The 22,870-nt window shown below is 64.3% G+C and carries 23 protein-coding genes; 9 read left to right on the top strand and 14 right to left on the bottom strand.

Annotation, left to right across the window (positions count from 1 at the left end; translation table 11 throughout):
* Positions 1-224: 224 nt before the first annotated feature.
* From RFM41_RS16780 to RFM41_RS16795, 4 genes are all read left to right on the top strand, one after another.
* Positions 225-812: a helix-turn-helix domain-containing protein gene (locus RFM41_RS16780; protein ID WP_320248312.1), complete on the top strand. Its 588-nt coding sequence runs from the start codon at positions 225-227 to the stop codon at positions 810-812.
* Positions 813-907: 95 nt separating this feature from the next.
* Positions 908-3,361 carry a GcvT family protein gene (locus tag RFM41_RS16785; RefSeq protein ID WP_320248310.1) on the top strand — a complete coding sequence of 818 codons (2,454 nt, stop codon included), beginning with the start codon at positions 908-910 and terminating at the stop codon, positions 3,359-3,361.
* Positions 3,362-3,525: 164 nt separating this feature from the next.
* On the top strand, positions 3,526-4,707 hold the full coding sequence (locus tag RFM41_RS16790) for a pyridoxal phosphate-dependent aminotransferase (RefSeq protein WP_320248308.1): 1,182 nt from the start codon (positions 3,526-3,528) through the stop codon (positions 4,705-4,707).
* Complete coding sequence (locus RFM41_RS16795) at positions 4,704-7,151, top strand: GcvT family protein (protein WP_320248306.1); 2,448 nt, start codon at positions 4,704-4,706, stop codon at positions 7,149-7,151. Before RFM41_RS16790 ends, RFM41_RS16795 begins: the two co-directional genes overlap by 4 nt.
* A gap of 41 nt (positions 7,152-7,192) precedes the next feature.
* Here the strand turns inward: RFM41_RS16795 and RFM41_RS16800 are convergent, their stop codons facing one another.
* The 8 genes from RFM41_RS16800 to RFM41_RS16835 form a co-directional block, all read right to left on the bottom strand.
* A complete protein-coding gene (locus RFM41_RS16800; RefSeq protein WP_320248304.1) occupies positions 7,193-7,426 on the bottom strand; it encodes a hypothetical protein in 234 nt (77 codons plus the stop codon).
* Positions 7,427-7,503: 77 nt separating this feature from the next.
* On the bottom strand, positions 7,504-8,091 hold the full coding sequence (locus RFM41_RS16805; protein ID WP_320248302.1) for an NAD(P)H-dependent oxidoreductase: 588 nt from the start codon (positions 8,089-8,091) through the stop codon (positions 7,504-7,506).
* Positions 8,091-8,672 (bottom strand): NAD(P)H-dependent oxidoreductase, encoded by a 582-nt coding sequence (locus RFM41_RS16810; RefSeq protein ID WP_320248300.1) that lies wholly within the window; start codon positions 8,670-8,672, stop codon positions 8,091-8,093. Before RFM41_RS16810 ends, RFM41_RS16805 begins: the two co-directional genes overlap by 1 nt.
* Positions 8,672-10,075 carry an FAD-binding oxidoreductase gene (locus RFM41_RS16815; protein WP_320248778.1) on the bottom strand — a complete coding sequence of 468 codons (1,404 nt, stop codon included), beginning with the start codon at positions 10,073-10,075 and terminating at the stop codon, positions 8,672-8,674. The genes RFM41_RS16810 and RFM41_RS16815 overlap by 1 nt, the downstream gene beginning before the upstream one ends.
* Entirely contained in the window at positions 10,075-11,376 is a 1,302-nt protein-coding gene (locus tag RFM41_RS16820) for a cytosine deaminase (protein ID WP_320248298.1), read from the bottom strand. Before RFM41_RS16820 ends, RFM41_RS16815 begins: the two co-directional genes overlap by 1 nt.
* A 36-nt stretch (positions 11,377-11,412) precedes the next feature.
* Complete coding sequence (locus RFM41_RS16825) at positions 11,413-12,264, bottom strand: ABC transporter permease (RefSeq protein ID WP_320248296.1); 852 nt, start codon at positions 12,262-12,264, stop codon at positions 11,413-11,415.
* Positions 12,251-13,072 carry an ABC transporter ATP-binding protein gene (locus tag RFM41_RS16830; protein ID WP_320248294.1) on the bottom strand — a complete coding sequence of 274 codons (822 nt, stop codon included), beginning with the start codon at positions 13,070-13,072 and terminating at the stop codon, positions 12,251-12,253. Before RFM41_RS16830 ends, RFM41_RS16825 begins: the two co-directional genes overlap by 14 nt.
* A 15-nt stretch (positions 13,073-13,087) precedes the next feature.
* On the bottom strand, positions 13,088-14,092 hold the full coding sequence (locus RFM41_RS16835; protein ID WP_320248293.1) for an ABC transporter substrate-binding protein: 1,005 nt from the start codon (positions 14,090-14,092) through the stop codon (positions 13,088-13,090).
* Positions 14,093-14,344: 252 nt separating this feature from the next.
* Here RFM41_RS16835 and RFM41_RS16840 point away from each other — a divergent pair, with 252 nt between their 5' ends.
* Positions 14,345-14,728 carry a RidA family protein gene (locus RFM41_RS16840; RefSeq protein ID WP_320248292.1) on the top strand — a complete coding sequence of 128 codons (384 nt, stop codon included), beginning with the start codon at positions 14,345-14,347 and terminating at the stop codon, positions 14,726-14,728.
* A gap of 61 nt (positions 14,729-14,789) precedes the next feature.
* Entirely contained in the window at positions 14,790-15,587 is a 798-nt protein-coding gene (locus tag RFM41_RS16845; RefSeq protein WP_320248291.1) for a creatininase family protein, read from the top strand.
* A 9-nt stretch (positions 15,588-15,596) separates the two neighbouring features.
* Here the strand turns inward: RFM41_RS16845 and RFM41_RS16850 are convergent, their stop codons facing one another.
* Together RFM41_RS16850 and cobD are read right to left on the bottom strand one after the other, a co-directional pair.
* Positions 15,597-16,106: a tyrosine phosphatase family protein gene (locus RFM41_RS16850; protein WP_320248290.1), complete on the bottom strand. Its 510-nt coding sequence runs from the start codon at positions 16,104-16,106 to the stop codon at positions 15,597-15,599.
* The gene (gene cobD / locus RFM41_RS16855; protein WP_320248289.1) at positions 16,103-17,158 is read right to left on the bottom strand and encodes a threonine-phosphate decarboxylase CobD; all 1,056 of its coding nucleotides are present in this window, start codon (positions 17,156-17,158) and stop codon (positions 16,103-16,105) included. Before cobD ends, RFM41_RS16850 begins: the two co-directional genes overlap by 4 nt.
* Between cobD and cbiB the strand changes: the two genes are divergently transcribed.
* Positions 17,157-18,164, top strand: a complete 1,008-nt coding sequence (gene cbiB, locus RFM41_RS16860; protein ID WP_320248288.1) for an adenosylcobinamide-phosphate synthase CbiB — start codon at positions 17,157-17,159, stop codon at positions 18,162-18,164. The genes cobD and cbiB overlap by 2 nt on opposite strands.
* Here the strand turns inward: cbiB and cobO are convergent.
* The 3 genes from cobO to RFM41_RS16875 all read right to left on the bottom strand — a co-directional run bounded on the left by cobO (position 18,161) and on the right by RFM41_RS16875 (position 20,141).
* The gene (gene cobO, locus RFM41_RS16865) at positions 18,161-18,775 is read right to left on the bottom strand and encodes a cob(I)yrinic acid a,c-diamide adenosyltransferase (RefSeq protein ID WP_320248287.1); all 615 of its coding nucleotides are present in this window, start codon (positions 18,773-18,775) and stop codon (positions 18,161-18,163) included. The genes cbiB and cobO overlap by 4 nt on opposite strands.
* A 1-nt stretch (position 18,776) precedes the next feature.
* Positions 18,777-19,322, bottom strand: a complete 546-nt coding sequence (gene cobU, locus RFM41_RS16870; protein ID WP_320248286.1) for a bifunctional adenosylcobinamide kinase/adenosylcobinamide-phosphate guanylyltransferase — start codon at positions 19,320-19,322, stop codon at positions 18,777-18,779.
* A gap of 132 nt (positions 19,323-19,454) precedes the next feature.
* Entirely contained in the window at positions 19,455-20,141 is a 687-nt protein-coding gene (locus tag RFM41_RS16875) for a gamma-glutamylcyclotransferase (RefSeq protein WP_320248285.1), read from the bottom strand.
* Positions 20,142-20,347: 206 nt separating this feature from the next.
* Between RFM41_RS16875 and RFM41_RS16880 the strand changes: the two genes are divergently transcribed.
* Both RFM41_RS16880 and RFM41_RS16885 read left to right on the top strand, forming a co-directional pair.
* Positions 20,348-21,526, top strand: a complete 1,179-nt coding sequence (locus tag RFM41_RS16880; RefSeq protein ID WP_320248284.1) for an aromatic ring-hydroxylating oxygenase subunit alpha — start codon at positions 20,348-20,350, stop codon at positions 21,524-21,526.
* Between the two features lie 138 nt (positions 21,527-21,664).
* A complete protein-coding gene (locus RFM41_RS16885) occupies positions 21,665-22,270 on the top strand; it encodes a TetR/AcrR family transcriptional regulator (protein ID WP_320248283.1) in 606 nt (201 codons plus the stop codon).
* A gap of 14 nt (positions 22,271-22,284) precedes the next feature.
* Here the strand turns inward: RFM41_RS16885 and RFM41_RS16890 are convergent, their stop codons facing one another.
* Positions 22,285-22,857, bottom strand: a complete 573-nt coding sequence (locus RFM41_RS16890) for a cysteine hydrolase family protein (RefSeq protein WP_320248282.1) — start codon at positions 22,855-22,857, stop codon at positions 22,285-22,287.
* Between the last annotated feature and the right edge of the window lie 13 nt (positions 22,858-22,870).

The following is a 22,870-nucleotide window of genomic DNA, read 5'->3' on the forward strand; positions in this document are numbered from 1 at the left end:
TTGCGCATGGCCGGAAACCGCAAACACGGTTTTCCTGACGACCATCCGCAGACTCTAAGCTAAACTGGTCCCCGACCGGACGCCCCACTCGCCGCTCGTGCGCGAGCCTTTGCATCAACGGCCGAAATCGCGCAAGCAAATCTTGTGGCCTATGAAAATCCCCTTGATTTTTTCATGAATTTACCGCTTCATGAAATTTATCCGGATTTTTTCACGAGAAGCCTTTGAGCTCGACCACGGCCAGATCGGAGCAGGAAAATGGCGACCGGCTGTTGGCCGGCGACATCCGCGCGCTGCGCAAGGCGCGTGGCCTCACCCTGGCCGAGATCGCCCTCAAGCTTGGCCGGTCGGTCGGCTGGGTCAGTCAGGTCGAGCGTGGCCTCTCGGTGCCCTCGGTCGGCGACTTGCGGGCGTTCGCCGACCTCTTCGATGTTCCGATCAGCCTCTTCTTCAGTCATGACGTGCCGGTCGAAGAGGAGCGTGGCGTGATCGTGCGCGCCGGCAGCCGCCGTTCGCTTGGCACAAATGAATCCGGCCTCGTGGAGGAGCTTCTGTCGCCCGACCTGGGCGGTAGCTTCGAGATGCTGCGCTCGGTCTTCGCGCCGGGCGCGGAGCTGAAGACGGAAGCGCGCCGTCCGACGGAAGAAGCGGGCTATGTCGCTTCGGGCGCGTTCGAGATCGAGATCGACGGCGTCTGGCATCGTCTCGGCGAAGGCGACTCGTTCCGCTTCGAGGGCAAGCCGTTCCGCTGGCGCAACCCTGGCATCGAGCCGGCGGTTGTCATTTGGGTGGTTTCACCGCCTGTCTATTGATCAATGCATGTCGCCCAAAGTGCGAAGCGTTTTGGGATGACGACATGCATCAAACAAAAATCGAAGCGCGAAGCGCTTAGCTTGGAGGAAGAAACATGGCGGGTTTGCCGACCACGGCACGTGTGGTGATCATCGGAGGTGGTGTCGTCGGCTGCTCCTCGCTCTACCACCTTTGCAAGGCAGGCTGGACCGACTGCGTGCTCCTGGAGAAGAACGAGCTGACTTCCGGTTCGACCTGGCATGCCGCCGGCAACGTGCCGACCTTCTCCTCGTCCTGGTCGCTGATGAACATGCAGCGCTACTCGACCGAGCTCTACCGGGGGCTCGCCGAAGCGGTCGACTATCCGATGAACTACCATGTCACAGGATCGCTGCGGCTCGCCCACACCAATGAGCGCATGCAGGAATTCCAGCGCGCCAAGGGTATGGGCCGCTACCAGGGCATGGATATCGACGTCGTCGGTCTCGACGAGATCAAGCGCCGTTACCCCTTCATCGAGACGCATGAGCTGAAGGGCGCGCTCTATGATCCGAGCGACGGCGACATCGACCCGGCGCAGCTGACCCAGGCGCTCGCCAAGGGCGCGCGCGACATGGGCGCCAGGATCATCCGCTTCTGCCCGGTCACCGGCGTACGCCGCGAGAACGGCGAATGGGTAGTCGCCACCCCGCATGGCGAGATCCGCTGCGAGATCGTCATCAACGCGGCCGGCTACCGCGCCGCCGAGGTCGGCAAAATGTTCGGCCGCGACGTGCCGATGATGGTGATGAGCCATCAGTACATATTGTTCGAGGAGATCCCCGAGCTGGCCGCCTGGACGAAGGAGCAGGGTCACAAGCTGCCGCTGCTGCGTGACGTCGACACGTCCTACTATCTGCGCCAGGAAAAGAGCGGCATGAATCTCGGCCCCTATGAGCGCAATTGCCGCGCGCATTGGGCGACCCACAACGATCCGATGCCGGAGGATTTTTCCTTCCAGCTCTTCCCCGACGATCTCGATCGCCTCGAGCATTATCTCGCCGACGCAGTCGCCCGCGTGCCGATCCTCGGCACCGCAGGCCTCTCCAAGGTGATCAACGGACCGATCCCTTACGCGCCGGACGGCAACCCGCTGATCGGGCCGATGCCCGGCGTGCCGAACGCCTTCGAGGCCTGCATCTTCACCTTCGGCATCGCGCAAGGCGGCGGCGCAGGCAAGGTGCTGGCCGAATGGGTCACCGAAGGCCAGACCGAATGGGATATGTGGTCTTGCGATCCGCGCCGTTTCACCAGCTTCGCCTCGGCGCCCGATTATTGCGTCGCCAAGGGCATGGAGATCTACGGCAACGAATACGCCATCCAGTTCCCTCGCCATGCCTGGCCGGAGGGCCGAAACCGTAAGCTGTCGCCGCTGCATGAGCGCATCAAGGCGCTGGGCGGCCAGTTCGATGCCTATAATGGCTGGGAGCGCGCCACCTGGTATGCGAAGCCCGGCGACGATACGTCCGAGGAGTCCACGCTCACCTTCCGCCGCGATGGGCCCTGGCAGCAGCGCGTGCGCGAGGAATGCCTGGCCGTGCGCGACGCAGCCGGCATCCTCGACCTGCCCGGTTTCTCGCGCTTCAACCTCGAAGGCCCGGGCGCCGCTGACTGGCTGTCGCTCCAGGTCACCGGCTTGGTGCCGAAGCCCGGCCGCATCGGCCTCGTCTATTTTTCCGACGACAAGGGACGCATCGTCACCGAAATGTCGGTCATGTGCCATGGCGAGGACCGGATGACGCTGATCACGGCGGCTGTCGCGCAGTGGCACGACTTCGAATGGCTGAAGTCGCGCATGCCCGCCGACGCGGCCTTCACGCTCACCGACCATACCGAAGAATACTCGACGCAAATCCTCGCCGGCCCGAATTCGCGCGACATCCTTGCCGAGATATGCGCCGCCGACCTGACACTTCCCTGGCTGACGCATCAGGACACGATCATCGCCGGACGCCGGGCAAAGCTGGTGCGCGTTTCCTTCGCCGGCGAGCTTGGCTGGGAGATCCACACCAGGGTTACAGACACCACTACCGTCTTCGAGGCCGTCTGGGCCGCTGGCGTGAGACATGGCCTGAAACCATTCGGCATGTATGCGCTGGATTCGCTGCGGCTGGAGAAAGGCTACCGCGCCTGGAAGGGCGATCTGTCGACCGACTATTCGATCCTGCAGGGCGGGCTGGAGCGCTTCGTCAAATGGGACAAGCCGGACTTCCGCGGCAAGGCGGCCTTGCTCAATGAGAAGCAGCAGGGCGTGAAGAAGCGCTTCGTCACTTTGGTCGTCGAAAATCCTGGCGACTGCGACGCGCCCTATATGTCGACGCTCTGGCATGACGGCAGGATCGTCGGCGAGACGACGTCGGGCGGTTGGGGCCACCGCGTCGGCAAGTCGATCGCGCTCGGCATGCTGCGCGCCGATCTGACCGAACCGGGCACGGCTGTCGAGGTCGAGATTTTTGGCGATCGTTTCAAAGCCGTCGTCCAGAAGGACGAGCCGCTGTGGGATCCGAAGAATGAAAGGTTGAGGGCTTAGAATCTTTCCCGCTTATAGCGGTCCATTTTGACGGAGGAATTTTGTGACAAGATCAAGCGAAGAACCGCAGGGCGTACCGGCGGTACGCACAAGGGGCTTTGCGCCGGAATTGGCGCAAAATAACCCGTCGGAATGCGGCCGATATGAGCGGGAAAGGTTCTAAAATGCCAAAGCCGTCAAAGCGCATTGCCGGCATCGTGCCTTCGGGCAAGGATGGCTGGGAAGTCCACTTCGCCGCCTGGAACCGCAAGCAGGCCGGCGAGGACATCATCGTGCTGTCCGTCGGCGACCATGATTTCGACACGCCGTCGGAGACGATCGAGGCCTGCGTGACCGCCGTACGCGGCAGCAACCATCACTACACGCCGCTCCCCGGCCTGCCGCGCCTGCGCAAAGCGATGGCGGCGGCCTCCACCGCCTGCAGCGGCATGCTGACAGAACCCGACGAGGTCATCGCCACGGCCGGTGGCCAGGGCGCGCTTTATGCCGCCGTGCAGGGCGTGCTCGACCCGGGCGACCACGCCATCGTCGTCGCGCCCTATTACGCGACCTATCCCAATACCTTCAGCGCCGCGGGCGCCAGCTTCACCGTGGTCGAGACGCCGGCCGAAGATGGGTTTCAACCCCGCGCGGACATGATCCAGGCCGCGCTCAAGCCCAACACGCGCGCCATCCTGATCAACACGCCGAACAATCCGACGGGCGCCGTTTATTCCCGCGAACGGCTCGAGCAACTGGCCAATATCTGCAAGGAGCATGATCTCTGGCTGCTGTCGGACGAGGTCTACTGGACGCTTGGCGGCGGCGAGCACATCTCGCCGCGTTCGCTGCCCGGCATGGCCGAACGCACGCTGGTCATCAACTCCATGTCGAAGAGCCACGGCATGACCGGCTGGCGCATGGGCTGGCTGACCGGGCCGAAGGCGATGATCGCGCTGATGGTCGACCTCAATCTGGTCACAACCTACGGCCTGCCGGCCTTCATCTCGATCGCCTGCGCCGAGGCGCTCGAGAACCACTATGGCGTGAAGGACATCGCCGAGCGCTACGCCGCGCGACGCACCGTCTTCCTCGACGCCCTGCGCGGCGCCAATGAAGTCACGGTGCGCGGCTCCGAAGGCGGCATGTACATCATGCTCGACGTCTCCGCAGTCGAGCCCGACGACGAGAAATTCGCCTGGACGCTACTCGACAAGGAGAAGGTCGGCGTCATGCCCGGATCGAGCTTCGGCGAAGCCGCCGCCGGGCACATCCGCATCAGCCTCTGCCAGTCCGAACCAATCCTCAAGGAAGCAGCGCTTCGCGTGCGCCGCTTCGCTTCCAACTACCGCCGCGAGGCCGCATGACCAAGACCATTCCCACCAAAGCCCGCGCCGTGATCATCGGCGGCGGCGTCTCCGGCTGCTCGGTCGCCTATCATTTGGCCAAGCTCGGCTGGACCGACATCGTGCTGCTCGAACGCAAGCAGCTCACCTGCGGCACCACCTGGCATGCGGCCGGCCTGATCGGCCAGTTGCGCGGCTCGCAGAACATGACTCGCCTGGCAAAGTACTCGGCCGACCTCTACGTCAAGCTCGAGGCCGAGACCGATGTAGGCACCGGCATGCGCCAGGTCGGCTCGATCACCGTGGCGCTGACGGAAGAGCGCAAGCACGAAATCTACCGGCAGGCCTCTCTGGCCCGCGCCTTCGATGTCGACGTGCGCGAAATCTCGCCTAGCGAGGTCAAGGAGATGTACTCGCACCTCAATGTGTCCGACGTGGTCGGCGCCGTGCACCTGCCGCTCGACGGCCAGTGCGATCCCGCCAACATCGCGATGGCTTTGGCCAAGGGCGCGCGCCAGCGGGGTGCTGCAATCATCGAGAACGTCAAGGTCACCAAGGTCCACACGAAGAATGGCCGCGTCTCCGGCGTCTCCTGGGCACAGGGCGAGGACCAGGGCACGATCGAAACCGACATCGTCGTCAACTGCGCCGGCATGTGGGCGCGCGAGCTTGGCCGGCAGAACGGCGTCACCATCCCGCTCCATGCCTGCGAGCATTTCTATCTCGTCACCGAGCCGATCCCCGGCCTCTCCCGCCTGCCGGTGCTGCGCGTGCCGGACGAGTGCGCCTACTACAAGGAGGATGCCGGCAAGATGATGCTCGGCGCCTTCGAGCCGGTGGCAAAACCCTGGGGCATGGACGGCATCCGCGAGGACTTCTGCTTCGACCAGTTGCCCGAGGACATGGACCATTTCGAGCCGATCCTCGAAATGGGCGTCAACCGCATGCCGATGCTCGGCACCGCCGGCATCCATACCTTCTTCAATGGCCCCGAGAGTTTTACCCCGGACGACCGCTATTATCTCGGCGAAGCACCGGAACTCGCCGGCTACTGGATGGCGACCGGCTACAATTCGATCGGCATCGTCTCCTCCGGCGGCGCCGGCATGGCGCTGGCGCAATGGATCAACGACGGCGAGGCGCCCTTCGACCTATGGGAGGTCGATATCCGCCGAGCCCAGCCCTTCCAGAAGAACCGCCGCTATCTGAAAGAGCGGGTGTCGGAAACGCTCGGCCTGCTCTACGCCGATCATTTCCCCTACCGCCAGATGGCGACCTCGCGCGGCGTGCGCCGCTCGCCTCTGCACGAGTATCTGAAAGGGCGCGGCGCAGTCTTCGGCGAGGTGGCGGGCTGGGAGCGCGCCAACTGGTTCGCGCGCGAGGGCCAGGAGCGCGAATACCGCTATTCCTGGAAGCGGCAGAACTGGTTCGAGAACCAGCGCGACGAGCATCTGGCCGTCCGCAACGGCGTCGGCCTGTTCGACATGACCTCCTTCGGCAAGATCCGCGTCGAGGGCCGCGATGCTCAGCAGTTCCTGCAGAGGCTTTGCGCCAACGACATGGATGTCGCGCCAGGCAAGATCGTCTACACGCAGATGCTCAACCAGCGCGGCGGCATCGAGAGCGACCTCACCGTGACGCGGCTGTCGGAAACCGCCTACTTCCTCGTCGTTCCGGGCGCCACCCTGCAGCGCGATCTTGCCTGGCTGCGCAGGCATGTCGCCGACGAATTCGTCGTCATCACCGACGTCACCGCCGCCGAAGCCGTGATCTGCGTCATGGGTCCGGAGGCGCGAAAACTGATCCAGAAGGTCAGCCCGAACGATTTCTCCAACGAGACCAATCCGTTCGGCACGTTCCAGGAGATCGAGATCGGCATGGGCCTCGCCCGCGCCCACCGCGTCACCTATGTCGGCGAGCTGGGCTGGGAGCTCTATGTCTCGACCGAGCAGGCCGCTCATGTCTTCGAAGCGATCGCTGAGGCCGGCGCCGATGTCGGCCTGAAGCTTTGCGGCCTGCATACGCTGGATTCCTGCCGCATCGAAAAGGCCTTCCGCCATTTCGGCCACGACATCACCGACGAAGACAATGTGCTGGAGGCCGGCCTGGGTTTCGCGGTGAAGACCGCCAAGCCCGGCTTTATCGGCCGCGACGCGGTGCTCAGGAAGAAGGAAGCCGGCCTGACACGCCGGCTGGTGCAATTCCGCCTGAAGGACGCCGAGCCGCTGCTCTTCCATAACGAGGCGATCCTGCGCGACGGCAAGATCGTCGGCCCGATCACATCCGGCAATTACGGCCACCATCTCGGCGGCGCGATCGGCCTCGGCTATGTGCCGTGCGAGGGCGAGAGCGAGGCCGATGTGCTGGGTTCATCCTATGAGGTGGAGATCGCCGGCGAGCGCTTTGCCGCGGAAGCCTCGCTGAAGCCGATGTATGATCCAAAGGCCGAGCGGGTGAAGATGTAACCCTTCCTCTCGCGGCTTGGAGCAGGATTGCCCGCGAAGCTTCACAGGCCGTGCTTCGCCCAAACAGCACGGACTTCCTCGTCGGTTGCAAATTCACCGCGTGCAGCCTGCGCCCGAGACACTGCGAGCGAGGCTTTTTCCTCTCGGCTCAGTTGATGAACAGGTTCGTCTCCGTCATCACCCGCGAGGCGCAAGAGGACACGTGCGTACTCGTCCTGCAATTCAGGAGGCAAGGTGCGCACACGTTGGACGGCATGTTCGAAGAGCTTGGTCATGCCTTCATTATGCGCTTCATTTCCGCATAAAAAAGGCAAACGCGTTTGGCGCTATTCCGCAGGGTAGCTGAAGTCCCTCAAAACCGCTCCAGCCTCGCCCTCACCTTGCCGAAAAACGCCTCCCTGCTCTTCGGCGTCGACGAATCCATCAAATAGTGCGCCAGGAAGAACGTCTTGCAGCGCGTGGCGCACAGCGCCCGCATGCCGCGCAGGATCGTCTTGCGGCCCGGCTGGCCGACGACCACGCTCCACCAGGTCGGCGCGCCGCAGGTGGTGATGACGCCGACCTTGGTCACATGCCGCATCAGCGACGTGATCCGCCCCTTGCCGGCCGGCAGCTTGAAGGCGATGTCGGTGGCCCAGACCCGGTCGAACCAGCCCTTCAGCATCGCCGGCAGGCCGTACCACCAGGTAGGGTAGATGAAGAGGATCGCCTGCGCCCATTCCAGATGCTCGAAATGCGGCTTGAGCGCCGGGTCCTCTGGCGCGCGGTCGTTGTAGAAGCGCCGCTCCTCGCAGCTCATCACCGGATCGAAATTCTCGGCATAGAGGTCGAGCAGCCGCACGTCCCAGCCTCGCCCCCTCAGCACCTCGACCGCCATGTCGCGGATCGCCGCGCAATAGCTTTCCGGCACCGGATGGCAATAGACCACCAGCACGCGCATCAGAAGGCGTCCATCGTCGCCGCGACCTTCGCCATGAAGGCATTGCGCGTCTCGTCGGTCGACAGGTTCATCGAGTAATGCGCGAGATAGGAGACGGGAGCGCCGGGCTTGATCGTCGCCCGCAGCATGCGCTTGACGATCTTGCGCGGCGGATCGCCCATCAGCATGGCGCGAAAACGGCTGCCGCCGTAGGTGGTGATGGCCGCCATCTTGCGGATGTTGTGCAGCGTCGGCCGCACCTTGCCGTCGACCAGCTTGAACGACACGCCGGGCAGGAAGACGCGATCGAAAAACCCTTTCAGGATCGCCGGATAGCCATAGTTCCAGACCGGGAAAGACAGCACCAGCGCTTCGGCTCTCTGAAGCCTCTCCACGTAGCCGGCGACAGCGTCGTCCGGCCCGCGCGGGTCATGATAGCCGAGCCGCTCGGCGCGTGTCAGCCGCGGATCGAAATCCTCGGCATAGAGGTCGCAGTCGTCGACCGCATGGCCCGCCACAGAGAGACGCTCGACGATCGTCCTGTGCAGGCCGGCATTGAAGCTGGTCTCCACCGGATGAGCGAAGAGCACGAGGATGTTCATCAGCCCGCCTTTTGCAGGCCCTTGAACAGGAAGGTCCGGCCGGAGCGGTAGTCGTAGTCCGGGTTCTCCCAGGCGATCATCTTGCCGGGATTGAGCAGCCCTTGCGGATCGGTCTGGCGCTTGAAGGCGAGTTGGATCTCGTCGGTCTGCTTCATGCCGCCCTCTTCCAGCGTGTAGCGGTGCGGGTTGAAGATTGGGCAGCCATTCTCCTCATGCAGCCGGATGATCTCGTTGAGCCGCGCCTCACTGGTGAACTTGACCAGCGGCAGGCCGAAGCAGGTGATGTTGCCGTCGAGCCGCACGAATTCCAGATGCGAGAACACCTCGCCCGGGAACATCGCGTCCATCTTCTCGACCAGCGCCAGCTGGTTGGGAAACGGATAGAGCGACTGCAGATAGGTGATCGACGGATCGACGCGCAGCGCCCTCAGCGTCGTGTGGTTCCAGGCAAGCTCATAGGCAGGCGGGACGCCCTTCTTGTCCTCCTCCGTCGCGGTCGCCGCATTGAAGATGACTTCACCGCCGGCGCGCCGGGTGAAGGCGAGGAAGGCGTCCAGCCCATGCTTCGCGACCATCACGACGCAGATGCTCTGCCCCTCGCGCAGGAACTTCTGATGTCGCTTGAAATAGAGCTGAGGCACCGGTGCCGCGATCGGCGTGATCAGCTTGGTCAGGATGCCGTCCTGGCAGGCCAGCGCGTTGCCGTAGCGGGCCGCGCCCATGAAACTGTCGAAGCCGACGATGACGTCGACCCAGTCATAAGCTGCGGTCAGCGGCATCTCGACCTCGGTGATGATGCCGTTGGTGCCATAGGCATGTGTGACCTTGTGCAGGTCCTCGCCGGTCAGCTCGAGCGCCTTCGGTTCGGCCTCCATGGTCACGACGCGCAGCCGCAGCACATTGCCGAAATCGCGCAGGCCGCCGAAATTGATCGAGCCGACGCCGCCCGAGCCGCCGGCGATGAAGCCGCCGATCGAGGCCGTGTTGTAGGTCGACGGCGAGAGCCTCAACTCCTGTCCGGAATGCGCCCGCGTCGCCTTGTCGATCTCGGCCAAAATAGCGCCCGGCCCGGTCACCACACGCCCTGGCGCGATCGTCTTGACCTCATTCATCTCGGCAAGGTTGAGCACCACGCCGCCCGACAACGGCATCGCCTGCCCGTAATTGCCGGTTCCGCTGCCGCGCGGCGTCACCGGAACGCTATGCCGGTGGCAGGCGGCCAAAACGCGGATAACCTCGTCCTCGTTCTTCGGCGTGACGATCAGGTCGCCCTTGATGTGATCGAGCTGCGCCTTCAGCACCGGGCTGTACCAGTAGAAGTCGCGGCTCTTCTGCTGGACGATGGCCGGATGATCGTCGACCTTGATCCCGTCGAGATCGCGCTTCAGCGCTGCGATATCCATCATTCCACCATCAATTCATCGAGTTCGGCATAGTCAGGCAGTTGGCGTTCGATCGCCCTGCCCTCGCGCACCACGATGCGATCCGATTCGGGCCGCGACAGCAATTCGGTCCAGCTGCGTCCCTTGAAGACGATGAAGTCGGCATTGCCGCCGGCGGCAAGGGTGCCGGCGCCGTCGAGCCGCATCACCTCGGCCGGCGTTGCCGCCACCGCCCTAGGCCAGTCGCCGACCGGATGGTCGAAATGCAGGATACGCGTCGCCATGCGGTAGACTTCCAGCATGTCGAGATCGCCATAGGCGTAGAACGGATCGCGCGTGTTATCGGAAGCGACCGCCACCTTGATGCCGCGCGCCTTCATCTCATGCAGCAGCGTCACGCCGCGCCAGCGCGGGGTGGTGCCGTTGTTGCGGCGGTCCTGCAGATAGAGGTTGCACATCGGCAGCGACACCACAGCGAGCCGCGCCTTCGCCACCTTGTCCAGCGTGTCGAGCACCTCGAGGTCAGGCTGGCGCGCCAGAGAGCAGCAATGGCCGACCAGGATGTTGCCCTCGAAACCGTTCCACAGCGACGCCTCGGCGATCTTTTTTAGCGAGACGGCCGCGAGATCGTCGGTTTCGTCGGCATGGAAATCGAGATCGAGCCCGTGCTCGATCGCCTGGGCGAAAACCTGGTCGAGCAGTTCCTCGAGGTCCGGCACCATATAGGTCACGACGCCGAGCACCCCCTTGGCGGCGGCGACGCGCTTGGCCAGCCGCTCGAACCAAGCCTTGTCGCGCACCCCTTCGATGCCGAGCAGGCAGGCCGCCTGCAGGTCGATGCGCCCGCGCCATTTCTCCCGCATCGCCTCGAACACAGGCCAAGAGATCTCCTCCTGCGGCGGCACGCTGTCGAGATGCGTGCGCACGGCCTTGGTGCCGTGCGCGTAGGCCGAGCGCAGCGAGAAATCCATGCGCCGCGCGACATCCTCGGCGCTCCAGCGCGCGGCGCGGTCGGCGCCAGCGGCATTGAGCGCGCCCATGAAGGTGCCGTCCGGATTGGGCTTGCGCGGCCAGATATGGCCCTTGTCGATATGGGTGTGGCAGTCGACGAAGCATGGCAGCACGATCCGGCCGGCAAGGTCGACCGCCTCGGCCTGCGCCTTCGACCCGGCATGGGCGACGACGCTCGCGATCTTGCCGTCGGCGACGGTCAGCTCGACAAGCGCGAAGCCGTCCGCGTCGAACGGTGCTGCAAGGCCGGGCGTCAGCGACCGATGAACACGGGCATTGGCAAGCCGGTAGGAACCAGAGGCAGGTATCAAGATCTGGTCCTCTTCGCGATTTTCCCTGATGCCACCCTACCGCTCCTGCTTCAGCGCGCTCTCGTGCCAGCGGCGCAGGATGAGATGCGACACCAGCGACAGCACCAAGAAGATCAGGATGCCGGTGAGCGAGATCAGGATCAGCGCCGCGAACAGGCGCGGCGCGTTGAGCCGGTAGCCGGCCTCGATGATGCGCGAGGCAAGCCCCGACGACTGCCCCTGCGCGCCGGCGACGAATTCGGCCACCACCGCGCCGATCAGCGACAGGCCCCCGGCGATCTTCAATCCGCCGAGGAAATAGGGCATCGCCGCCGGCAGCCGCAGATAGCGCAATTGCTGCCAGCGCGTCGCGCCGTTGAGCTTGAACAGGTCGCGCAGGTTGCGGTCGACTGAATTCAGGCCGAGGGTCGTGTTGGAGAGGATCGGGAAGAAGGCGACGATCCAGGCGCAGAGCAGCAGTTTGACGGTCTGGTTGTCCACATAGATGTTGATCAGCGGGAAGATGGCGACGATCGGCGTCACCTGCAGCACGATGGCGAAGGGGAAGAACGACATCTCCACCCATTTCGACTGCGCGAACAGCACCGCCAGCCCAACGCCGCCGATGACGGCGAGAGCCAAGCTGAGGAAGGTGATCCTGAGCGTCACCAACAGCGAGGAGAACAGCAGGCCGGCGTCGTTGTGAAGCGTCTGCAGCACCACGCCCGGGCGCGGCAGGATATATTGCGGGATCTCGTTCCAGACGCAGATGCGGTCCCACAGCACGATCGCCAGCACCATGATCGCCAGCGGCAGCGCCCATCTGCCGATGCGCTCCAGCCGCTCCTGGCGGGCGCGCCGCGCCTCCTCCGGGTCGAGCTTCAGCGCGGTGTCGTCAATGGCCGTCATGGCGGGATCCAGCGGTTGAGTTGATGGCGTCGACCAGCGCATCCGAGGCCTGCCGGCAAAGCGCGGCATAATCGGGCGAGGTGCGGAACGCCTCGTCGCGCGGATAAGGCGCGTCGATGGCAAGCTCGCCATGGACGCGGCCCGGACGCGCGGCCATGACGACGACGCGGCTGGACAGGAACACGCTCTCGAAGACGCTGTGGGTGACGAAGACGACCGTGAAGCGCTCGTCCCGCCACAGCTCCAGAAGATCGTTGTTGAGCTTGAAGCGGGTGATCTCGTCGAGCGCGGCGAAGGGCTCGTCCATCAGAAGGATGCGCGGCTTGGTGACCATGGCCCGCGCGATCGAGACGCGCATCTTCATGCCGCCGGAAAGCTCGCGCGGCACGGCATTCTCGAAGCCGGTGAGATGGACGCGCGACAGCATCTCCATCACCGCCGGCTCCGCCTTGGCGCGCGACACGCCCTTGAGCCTCAGCGGCAGCCAGACATTGTCGAAGACGCTGGCCCAGGGCAGCAGCGTCGGCTCCTGGAACACGAAGCCGGTGTTCGAGCGGTCGATCGAGCCGCGCCAGTCGAGCTGGCCTGAGGTCGGCGTCGACAGGCCGGCGATCAACCGGAGCGCCGTCGACTTGCCGCAACCCGACGGGCCGAGCAGGCTCAGGAAATCGCCCTCGCGGATCGCGAGATCCACTTTGCTCAGCGCCGTCACGCCATTGGAAAAGACCTTGCCGACATTGCGCAGCGAAAGCAGCATCGGAGCCTCGCCCGATGCCGCCCGCGTCTCAGCCACTTTCTCCTGGATCATCTCAGGCAGGCCGCCTTACTTCTTCAGCTCCAGCCCGACACCCTTGTTGATGAAGGCCAGCGTATAGGCCTTCTTGATGTCGATGCCAGGCTGCGCGACCTTGGCCTTGACCATCTTGTCGTAAAAACTCTGGATGCGGGCTTCGTTCATGGTGCCGATGCCGAGCTTTTCCGAATCGCCCGAATCGACCACGCCGAACTTCTTCATCTGCTGGATCGAGAAGGCGATCTGCTCATCCGTCATGTCCGGATTGTCCTTCTTGATCATCTCGTTGGCGGCCTTGTTGTCGCCATAGAGGTACTTGTACCAGCCCTTGGCCGAGCCATCGACGAAGCACTGCACCACCTCCGGCCGCTTGTCGATCGTATCCTGCATCACCTCGATGGTGGTCGAATAGGTATCCCAACCATAGTCGGCGAGCAGGAACTGGTTCGGCGTGAAGCCGCCCTGCTTCTGCACGGCAAACGGCTCGGACGTCACATAGCCCTGCTGGATCGACTTCTTGTTGGCGATGAAGGGCGCCGGATTGAACGTATAGGGCACGCGCTTGGCGGCGTCGAAGCCGAGATCGGTGACCATCCATTGGAAGAAGGTTTGCGCGCCTTCGTCGCCCATGATGTACTGGTCGGCGTTCTTCAGGTCCTCCCACTTGTCCAGCCCCTCTCCCGGATGGGACATGATGACCTGCGGATCCTTCTGGAAGTCGGACGCGACGACGCGCATCGGGATCCCTTGCTGCACGGCATCGAAAGCCGAAAGCAGATTGCCGCCCATGTAGAAATCGATCTTGCCGGCCAGCAGCATCGGCCGGCCGCTGACCTGCGGGCCGCCCTGCATGATGGTGACGTCGAGGCCGCAGGCGGCATAGGTGCCGTCGGCGACGGCCTGGTAGTAGCCGCCATGCTCCGGCTCGGCCAGCCAGTTGGTGCCGAACGTCACCTTCTCGTTTGCGGCAGCAGTCAGCGTGCCCGCCGCCAGCAAGGCGATCGAGCCCGCCAGGATCTTCCCATTTCCGATCATAAACTCACCCTCTCTTGGCTCCGGCGCGCAACGCGCTGGGCTCGACACCATTGGTTCAAGAAGCAAGACACATGCCACCGCCCGGGCCGCCCGCTCGCGCGGCAGTCAATGCCGAGACCGGAAGGGTCATGCTGTACGCAAGGCATCGTGCCTATTTTTTGAACGCCTGTCCATAATCGCCCGGGCGGCATGCACCGCATCTTGAAGGTTTCATGAATCGAGCCTTAGTCTTAAGCCGCACAGGAGAATGCCATGCTGAAATACCTAGCCCCCAAGACGATCAAGCCGCCCTTCGCCCGCTACAGCCACGGCGTTGAAATACCCGCCGGAAAACGGCTTGTGCTGTGCTCCGGTCAGCTGGGCATCGGGGCCGACGACCATGTCCCCGAGGACGCCGGCGCGCAGACCGAACTCTGCTTCAAGAACATCGCCGCTATTCTGAGCGAAGCCGGGCTGACCTTGAACGATACCGTGCGCATCAACGCCTTCGTCACCGGCCGCGAACATCTGCAGGCCTATATGGATGTCCGCAACCGGCTCTTTTCCGATCCCGCGCCGGCCTCCACGCTGATGATCGTTTCCGGCTTCGCCCGTCCGGAATTCAAGGTCGAGGTCGAGGTGCTGGCGGCGGGCTGACGATTGCCTGCAGCCGCCAAGCACACTAGACCGCGCAGCAGACCACTGGGAGAATAATGAAGTGACGACAAGACGTGTATGGTGGGGCGACTACCGGACGACGGAATACGCCTCGATCGATGCCGAAGCGACCATCGCCGTGCTACCGGTGGCCGCAATTGAGCAGCATGGCCCGCATCTGCCGGTCTCGACCGACACCTCGATCATGGCGGGCATGCTGGAGACGGTGATCGCGCGCCTGCCCGACGATCTCGACATCCGCATCCTGCCGGTGCAAGCAGTCGGCAAGTCGAACGAGCACCTGCATGCGCCGGGAACGCTCACCTTGCCCGCCACCACCTTGGTCGACGCCTGGACCGAACTCGGCCTGTCGGTCGCCCGCGCCGGGGTCAGGAAACTGATCATCGTCAACTCGCATGGCGGCAATGAAGAGATCATGGGCATCATCTCACGCGAATTGCGCGTACGCGCCAAGATGCTGTCGGTGAAGACGAGCTGGCAGCGTTTCGGCCGCCCGGCGGGAATGTATACCGAGCTCGAGGACCGTCACGGCATCCATGGCGGCGATGTCGAGACCTCGCTGATGCTGCACTTCCGGCCCGACCTCGTCGATATGAGCAAGGCGGAGAATTTCGTCTCCAATGTCGGCCGCGCCGAGAAGGAATTCGCCCTGCTGCGCCACACCGGAACGCACGCCTTCGCCTGGATCGCCAGCGACCTCAATCCCAACGGTGTGGTCGGCGACGCCTCGATCGCCACGGCCGAGAAAGGTCGTTTGACGGCGGAAATGCAGGCCGACGGTTTTATCAGCCTGGTCAAGGATGTGCGTAAGGCGAAGCTTGCCGAGTGGCTGCTTTAGGCCAACGGACTAGGCCTTGATATCGAGTTCAAAGGGAATCCCCTCGAACGCGTCGGCGCCGCGGCCGATTTCCTCGATCGCCGCGATCATGCGGCCGTCGCGCTGAAGCAGCATGTCGGCGACGGCGATCAGCCGTGGATTGGGGGTCGCCGTCGGCGAGAGAAAACGCAGCGTCTTGGCCAGTTCCATCTCGTCGCGCTTCGGCGCCAGCGCCGCTGCGATGATGTAGGCCGATGCCGTCGAGCGGCTGACACCGGCATAGCAATGCACGACCAGCGGCTTTACCCGATCCCAGCGATAGCCGAAATCGAGCAAGGCGCGTACATGCTCCTCGCCGGGCATGGTCATGCCCTCCTGCGCCACGGCGATATCGTGCATGACGAGATGCAGGTGGTTTTCCGCCAGGATCGAGGCTGGGCGGACCACTTCGGTGCCGGCGGCAAGCAGGGACAGCAACCGCTGCGCACCGGTCCTTGCGACAGTTTCGTCGACCTTCGACAGCGAACAGACATGGATCATCGTTCGATCTCCTTCGGCGCATCCTCGCGCTGAGCTGCCCAGCTGACAAGCGCGCCTTCAAGGCGCTGCCATTCCGCCTCGCTGCCCGGCAGACCGATGCGCAGAACCTGCGGCCGCTCGGCGAAGTGACGGACCAGCACGCCGCTTGAGCCAAGTGCCGAAAATAGGCTCGGAGCCTCGGGAAACGACAGATAGCGGAACAGGCTGGTGCCGCCGGCGACTGCAACGTTGAATCGACCAAGCAGTGTGTCGAGCCGCCCGGCATCCTGTGCCAGGCGTTGCCGCATATCGGTCTGCCATTTCATATCCGACAAGGCGCGGATGCCATATTCGAGCGCCGGGCCGGCCACCGCCCAAGGTCCCAGTTGCGCATCCAGCCGCTCGGCCGTCAGCGGATCCGCCAATGCGAAGCCGAGCCTTACACCCGCGAGGCCGAAGAACTTGCCGAACGAGCGCAGCACGATAATGCCGCCCTCGTCTACATTGCCGGCAAGGCTATGTTCGATCGGGCCGACATCCATGAAGGCCTCGTCGACGACGAGCAACCCGCCCTTGGCGCGAAGCCGCGCGGCAAGCTCGAGCAGCCGGGCCTTTTCGATCAACCGCCCGTCCGGATTGTTGGGATTTACCAGCACCGCGAGGTCCGCCTCGGCCAGCGCGTCGAAATCGCCGACTTCCGCGACCGCATGGCCGGCGATGGCTGCAGCCCGGGCGTGTTCGGCATAGGTCGGGCCGAGCACAAGCGCCTTGCCCGGCCGCAGCAGCGAGGCGACGCGCGGCAGGAGAATCTGCGTGCCGGGCGCCGCCGCGACATGGGCGGCAGACGGCGCGCCATAAGCCGCAGCCGCAATTTCGGCCAATTCGCGCAGTTGTCCTGCCTCCGGCAATCGGGACAGGGCGGTGGCGGGCAATTCAAAAAGCGGGTAGGAGTGCGGATTGATACCTGTCGAAAGGTCGACGAAAGGCCGTGGCGCGTGGGGGAAGAGCGCGCTCGCCCGGCCTAGGGATCCGCCGTGATCCACTGCAGCAACCGCTCCACCAAGAAGCTTCATGTCGATCCTGATCGCTTTCCTGTCACTGGCCGTTGAACGTACCCTTGGCTATCCGGACTGGCTGTTCAACGCCATCGGCCATCCGGTAACCTGGATCGGCAGGCTGATATCCTTTCTCGATCGCCGGCTCAACCGCGCGACGGATTCCGACGAATTGCGTCGCCGCCGCGGCGTCCAGGCCTTGCTCGTCATTCTGCTGGTGCCCGGGCTCATCGGCCTGGCGCTGCATGTCCTGCTTTGGATGATGTTCCCAACGGGTCTCGTCATCGCCGCCATCCTCGGTTCCTCGCTGCTGTCGCAAAAAAGCCTCGCCGAGCATGTCGAGGAGGTCGCCGACGCGCTGGAGACTGGCGGCCTAACGCTCGGCCGCATCGCCGTCTCGCGCATCGTCGGCCGCGATCCCGAAAAGCTCGACAAGGCGGGCGTCGCGCGCGCCGCGATTGAAAGCCTGGCTGAGAATTTCTCCGACGGCATCGTGGCGCCCGCCTTCTGGACCGGCATCGGCGGCCTTGGCGGCGGTGCTGCCTACAAGGCCGCCAACACCGCCGATTCGATGATCGGCCACCGCACGCCGAAATACGAGGCGTTCGGCCGGGCGGCCGCCCGCTTCGACGATCTGGTCAACCTGCCGGCGTCGCGACTGACCGGCCTGCTCATCGTGCTGGCGGCCTTTCTTGTGCCTGGCGCCCATCCGCGCAAAGCCTGGCTGGTCATGCGGCGTGATGCCAAAAAACACCGCTCGCCCAATGCCGGTTGGCCGGAAGCGGCGATGGCCGGCGCGCTGGGCCTGTCCCTCGCCGGCCCGCGCAGCTATGGCGGCGAGGTCGTCGACGACGCCTTCATGGGCGAAGGCGGCCGCCGCGAGGCCGAAAGCACCGACATCCGCCAGGCGCTGAAGCTCTATCGCATGGCGGACTGGCTGCTGCTCGGCCTGTTCGCGGTCGTCTCGGCGATCATGATCTTCCTGACCCTTTTGATCAGCGGCCAGGGCGCCAGCGCGCTTTAGAATTCGATCCCTTGCTGGGCCTTCACGCCGGCCGAGAAATGGTGCTTCGTCAGCCCCATTTCGGTGACGAGGTCAGCCGCCTCGACGAGCAGCGGCTTGGCGTTGCGACCGGTGACGATCACATGCAGATCGTCCCGCCGCGCCTTCAGCGCCGCGACCACTTTCTCCAGGTCGAGATAGTCGTAGCGCAGCGCAATGTTGAGCTCGTCGAGCACCACGAGGCTGATCGAGGAATCGGCCATCAGCTCCAGCGCCTTGGCCCAGGCGGCTTCGGCGGCGGCAATGTCGCGCTTCAAGTCCTGCGTCTCCCAGGTGAAACCCTCGCCCATCGCATGCCAGACGACACGGTCGCCGAAGGCCGCGAAAGCGTCCTTCTCACCGGTATGCCATTTGCCCTTGATGAACTGGACGACACCGACGCGCTTGCCGTAACCCAGCATCCTCAGCGCCAGGCCGAAGGCGGCGGTGGTCTTGCCCTTGCCCGGCCCGGTGTTGACGATCAGCAGCCCCTTCTCGATCGTCTTGCCGGCAACCTCGGCATCCTGCACCGCCTTGCGCTTGGCCATCTTGGCGCGATGGCGCTCGGCGTCCTTTTCCTCAACTCCAGCCATGTCATTTCACCTTGAGCGGCAGCCCCGCCACCATCATGAGAACGCTGTCGGCAGCGGCCGCGACCTGCTGGTTGAGCCGGCCGGCGGCGTCGCGGAACCGGCGTGCCAGCGCATTGTCGGGGACGATGCCGAGCCCGACTTCGTTCGAGACCACGAACCACGGACCGCGCGGCCGCGACAGCGCCTCCTTGAGCCGCCGGCATTCGGCCTCGACATCATGTTCGGCCAGCATGTGGTTGGTGAGCCATAGCGTCAGGCAATCGATCAGCACCGGCTGGTGATCCGGCAAGGCTTCGATCGCGCCAACCAGGTCGAGCGGCGCATCGACGGTGACCCAGCCTTCGCCGCGCCGCGACCGATGCAACGCGATACGCTCGCGCATCTCGTCGTCATAAGCCTGTGCCGTGGCGATATAGGTCCACGGCGACGGACAGGCTGTCGTCAGGGTCTCGGCGTGCGAGCTCTTCCCCGAGCGCGCGCCGCCGAGGACGAAAGTCAGTTTCCGATCGGAAGCTCTGTTGCCGCTCGCGGCTGTCGCGCCGGTCATTTCCTGCCTTGCTTACGGGTGATTCTTGTTGCGGCCACATGGCCGACAACGCGTGACTTTAGGCAGATGCTTCACAACCGGCAAACCAAATTCCGGCACCGCGCGGCGCGATTGCGCCACAGCTTGCGGGTGCTACGAAGCAGCGATCCGGGCCGCGACCAGCTGCTGCAGCCGCCAAAGATGCGCGTCATGGATGCCGCGCTGCTCGAGATTCTTCACCGTGTTGTAGAGATAATCGGCGCCCGACCCCCAATGGCCGCAGGAGGTCGCAAGCCTTTCGACAACCGCCTCCTCGCTGAGCGGACCGGCATAGGTGGTCCCCTGCCGGTTGATGACGAAGGCCAGCGCCCGCAGTGGGCCGGCATCGCTCGTCATGTTGAGCAGGCGCGGATGGTAGCTGGTCGGCTTCAGCGTCACCTCTCGCCGCAGCAGCTTGTCGAGTTGCTCGCGCCTGTCGCCGTCGCCGAGCCGAAAGGCGACGCCCTTGCATTGTCCACCGCGGTCCAGCGCCATCATAAGGCCCGGACTTTCCTTCGTGCCGCGCCAGCGCGTCATCTTCATGCAGAAGGACCTGTGCCAGCCGCGAAGCAGGGCCACCCGCTCCTCGAGATGCTCGATCTCGGGCTTCCAGATCAGGGAACCGTAGCCAAACAGCCAGAGCGGTTCGTTGGCCGGAAGTTGAGCCTCCAGCGCGCGCACCATTGCCTCATAGTCAGCGTCATCCAGATGCGCCGCATCGGGATCGGGCCCGCTATCCTCGACAACGCGAAAGCAGCGGGCGACCAGTTCCTCGGTAAGCGACATGGTTCTTGGCAGCATGCGCGCGACCTTAGGGTCCCTGCGCTGGCGCCACAATCCGGGAGGACCGGCAATTGACAACAGCTTTTCCCGGGTGTCGGCTGTCGCTAGAGCAATTCCAGGAAAAGCGCGCAGCGGTTTTCCGTCCGGAATTGCGTAAAAACAAAGAGTTAGAGTAGTTCAGCGCTTCTATCAAACGCTGAACTGCTCTGGCCAGGGAGAGGCCGATGCAGCCCAATCCGAGCGAACGCGATCCTTACAATGGCCTGACCAGCCTCCAGCCGACCTTGCCGTCGGCTGCCTATTGGGATGCCGAGGCCTACCGGCGCGACCTGGATGCCATCTGGTGCCGAAGCTGGCTGATGGTGTGCCGCGAGGCAGATCTTGCCGAGCCCCTCGCCTTCCGCACCTTCCGCACCGGCTCACAGGAGATCGTCGTGCTGCGCGACGAGACCGGCGCCTTGCGCGCCTTCCACAACACCTGCCGGCATCGCGGCTCGCAGCTTTGCCAGGAAAGCGCCGGGCGGCTGAAGGCCAGGCTGCTGACGTGCCCTTACCACGCCTGGTCCTATTCGCTGCGCGGCGATCTGGTGCGCGTGCCCTCGAAATCTTTGCCCGACGGCTTCGACAAGGCCAATTATCCGCTCTACCGCGTGGCGCTCTCGGTCTGGCGCGGCTTCGTCTTCATCAACCTCGCGGAGGAGCCCGAGGGCACGGCGCAAACCTCCTTCGACCGCGCCTCCGGCGACCTTTCGAACTGGCCGCTGGAGACGCTCGTCACCGGCCATCGGCTGACCAAGGTGATGAACTGCAACTGGAAGATCTTTTGGGAAAACTTCAACGAATGCCTGCACTGCCCGGGGGTGCACAAGGACCTGTCGAGGCTGGTGCCGATCTACGGCCGCGGCCTGATGGCGAGGCATGACGATCCCGAATGGTCGCGCCACGCCGACAATGACGATCCGGAGTTTTCCGGCCGCCTGCGCGCCGGGGCCGAGACGTGGTCGCGGGACGGCCATGTCCACGGTCCGGTCTTTTCCGGCCTGACCCCGGCCGAGCGTGCCGCCGGCCAGACCTACGCCACCTCGCTGCCCTCGATGTTCCTCGTCGGCCATGTCGATTACATGCGCACCGTGCGGCTCGCCCCGCTCGGCCCCGAGCAGACCGAGCTCACCGCCGAATGGCTGTTCGCGCCGGATGCGCTGGGAAAGACCGATATCGACAACATCGTCGCTTTCGGCACCCAGGTGCTCGAGGAAGACGCCGCGATCTGCGAAGTCAACCAGAAGGGGCTCCGCTCGATGCGCCACGAGGCCGGCGTGCTGATGCCCGAGGAATACGACCTGCACCGCTTTCACGATTGGGTGCGCGGCCGTCACGCAGCGTTCCAGCCCAAATCAAAATGACATTGGCGGATAGGGCCAAAATGAAAAAGCTACAGAAGCGGGCGTCGCTATGATGGGGCGGTTTTGACAGACAAGGCTGCACCTTGATCAGGATTTGGCAAGCAGCTAGGGCAGGATGTCGAATGTCTGAGGTGCTACATGGTGCAGGTGAAGAAGGCGGAGGTGCGCGGGGCGATCCTCGAAGCCGCGACGCAGCTCTTCTTCGAGAACGGCTATGCCGGCACCTCGGCGAGCGAGATCGGTCAGCGCGCGGGCGTCGCGCCCTCGGCCATCTACACATATTTCGACTCGAAGCTCGATCTCTTCTTCCAGGTCTACAGTCCCTGGCTGAAGGCCAGGCTTGACCAGCTCGAACGGGAGCTGAAATCGATCGATGGCCATAGGGCAAAGGTGCAGCACATCGTCGCGACGATCTGGCGTGAGATCCCGAACGAACAGAACTTCTTTGCCAACAATCTGATGCAGGCCGTGTCGACTGCCACCCCCGACGATCACTACAGCGGCAATCTGCTTGAATGGTGCGAGCAACACGTGGCGCGGATGCTGAAGGCGGCCGAACCAAAGCCGCTGCATGGCATCGCGCATTACTCCAGCATGGCGCATGTGCTCTTCATGTCGTTCAACGGCTTCGTCGTTGGCGCCTATCTCGGGGTGCGCGGCGAGAAAACCGTGCCGGCCATCGAAGCGATGACGGACCTGATCGTCGGCGCGTCGGCGCCCGACCTGAAGCCGATCAAGGGCTGATCGCAGCCAGGGCGTCAGAATTCGATCTCGTCGAGCGTGACGATGCGGGCGAGCATGGCCATCGCCGCAAAGGAAGCCTGCGCCGCCGCCTCGTTGGCCGATCCGCAGCAGTCACGCACCATGGTGACGACATAACCAAGATCGGCGGCATGCCTGACGGTGTGCTCGACCGAGTATTGCGTGGCCAGGCCTGCGACGGCGACATGGCTGACCGCGCGCTCGCGCAGGATGCCCTCAAGACCGGTGCCCTGGAAAGCATTGTTGCAGCTATGGATCAGCGTCACGTCGCCCGGCGCCGGCTCGAAGCCGTGCATGGGCGCCGCGCCCCACGTGCCGCGCTTGAGCGCACCGAACTCGCCCGCCGCCCTGAACAGCGGGGCGTTGCGCAGCAGATCCGAATAGTCCAGCTGGAAGGCGATGTGCACATGGGCCACCAGCCAGCCCGCGTCGCGGGCGCGGGAGATCAGGGTGCGTGACCTGTCGAGGAACAGATCGGGGGCCGGCCCCGAGCGATCGACGGCGAAGGGGATCAACCCGTCCGGGTGACAGATGTCGTTCTGGAAGTGCAAGGCGATCAGCGCCTTCATGACCCGGTCCTCG

The organism is Mesorhizobium vachelliae (assembly GCF_033977325.1).
Lineage (GTDB): Bacteria > Pseudomonadota > Alphaproteobacteria > Rhizobiales > Rhizobiaceae > Mesorhizobium > Mesorhizobium vachelliae.

Coding starts and splice junctions, on each gene's coding strand:
- RFM41_RS16785 (WP_320248310.1), top strand. CDS start 908: ATGGCGGGTTTGCCGACCACGGCACGTGTGGTGATCATCGGAGGTGGT.
- RFM41_RS16790 (WP_320248308.1), top strand. CDS start 3,526: ATGCCAAAGCCGTCAAAGCGCATTGCCGGCATCGTGCCTTCGGGCAAG.
- RFM41_RS16795 (WP_320248306.1), top strand. CDS start 4,704: ATGACCAAGACCATTCCCACCAAAGCCCGCGCCGTGATCATCGGCGGC.
- RFM41_RS16800 (WP_320248304.1), bottom strand. CDS start 7,426: ATGACCAAGCTCTTCGAACATGCCGTCCAACGTGTGCGCACCTTGCCT.
- RFM41_RS16805 (WP_320248302.1), bottom strand. CDS start 8,091: ATGCGCGTGCTGGTGGTCTATTGCCATCCGGTGCCGGAAAGCTATTGC.
- RFM41_RS16810 (WP_320248300.1), bottom strand. CDS start 8,672: ATGAACATCCTCGTGCTCTTCGCTCATCCGGTGGAGACCAGCTTCAAT.
- RFM41_RS16815 (WP_320248778.1), bottom strand. CDS start 10,075: ATGGATATCGCAGCGCTGAAGCGCGATCTCGACGGGATCAAGGTCGAC.
- RFM41_RS16825 (WP_320248296.1), bottom strand. CDS start 12,264: ATGACGGCCATTGACGACACCGCGCTGAAGCTCGACCCGGAGGAGGCG.
- RFM41_RS16830 (WP_320248294.1), bottom strand. CDS start 13,072: ATGATCCAGGAGAAAGTGGCTGAGACGCGGGCGGCATCGGGCGAGGCT.
- RFM41_RS16835 (WP_320248293.1), bottom strand. CDS start 14,092: ATGATCGGAAATGGGAAGATCCTGGCGGGCTCGATCGCCTTGCTGGCG.
- RFM41_RS16840 (WP_320248292.1), top strand. CDS start 14,345: ATGCTGAAATACCTAGCCCCCAAGACGATCAAGCCGCCCTTCGCCCGC.
- RFM41_RS16850 (WP_320248290.1), bottom strand. CDS start 16,106: ATGATCCATGTCTGTTCGCTGTCGAAGGTCGACGAAACTGTCGCAAGG.
- cbiB (WP_320248288.1), top strand. CDS start 17,157: ATGTCGATCCTGATCGCTTTCCTGTCACTGGCCGTTGAACGTACCCTT.
- cobD (WP_320248289.1), bottom strand. CDS start 17,158: ATGAAGCTTCTTGGTGGAGCGGTTGCTGCAGTGGATCACGGCGGATCC.
- cobO (WP_320248287.1), bottom strand. CDS start 18,775: ATGGCTGGAGTTGAGGAAAAGGACGCCGAGCGCCATCGCGCCAAGATG.
- cobU (WP_320248286.1), bottom strand. CDS start 19,322: ATGACCGGCGCGACAGCCGCGAGCGGCAACAGAGCTTCCGATCGGAAA.
- RFM41_RS16875 (WP_320248285.1), bottom strand. CDS start 20,141: ATGCTGCCAAGAACCATGTCGCTTACCGAGGAACTGGTCGCCCGCTGC.
- RFM41_RS16880 (WP_320248284.1), top strand. CDS start 20,348: ATGCAGCCCAATCCGAGCGAACGCGATCCTTACAATGGCCTGACCAGC.
- RFM41_RS16885 (WP_320248283.1), top strand. CDS start 21,665: ATGGTGCAGGTGAAGAAGGCGGAGGTGCGCGGGGCGATCCTCGAAGCC.
- RFM41_RS16890 (WP_320248282.1), bottom strand. CDS start 22,857: ATGAAGGCGCTGATCGCCTTGCACTTCCAGAACGACATCTGTCACCCG.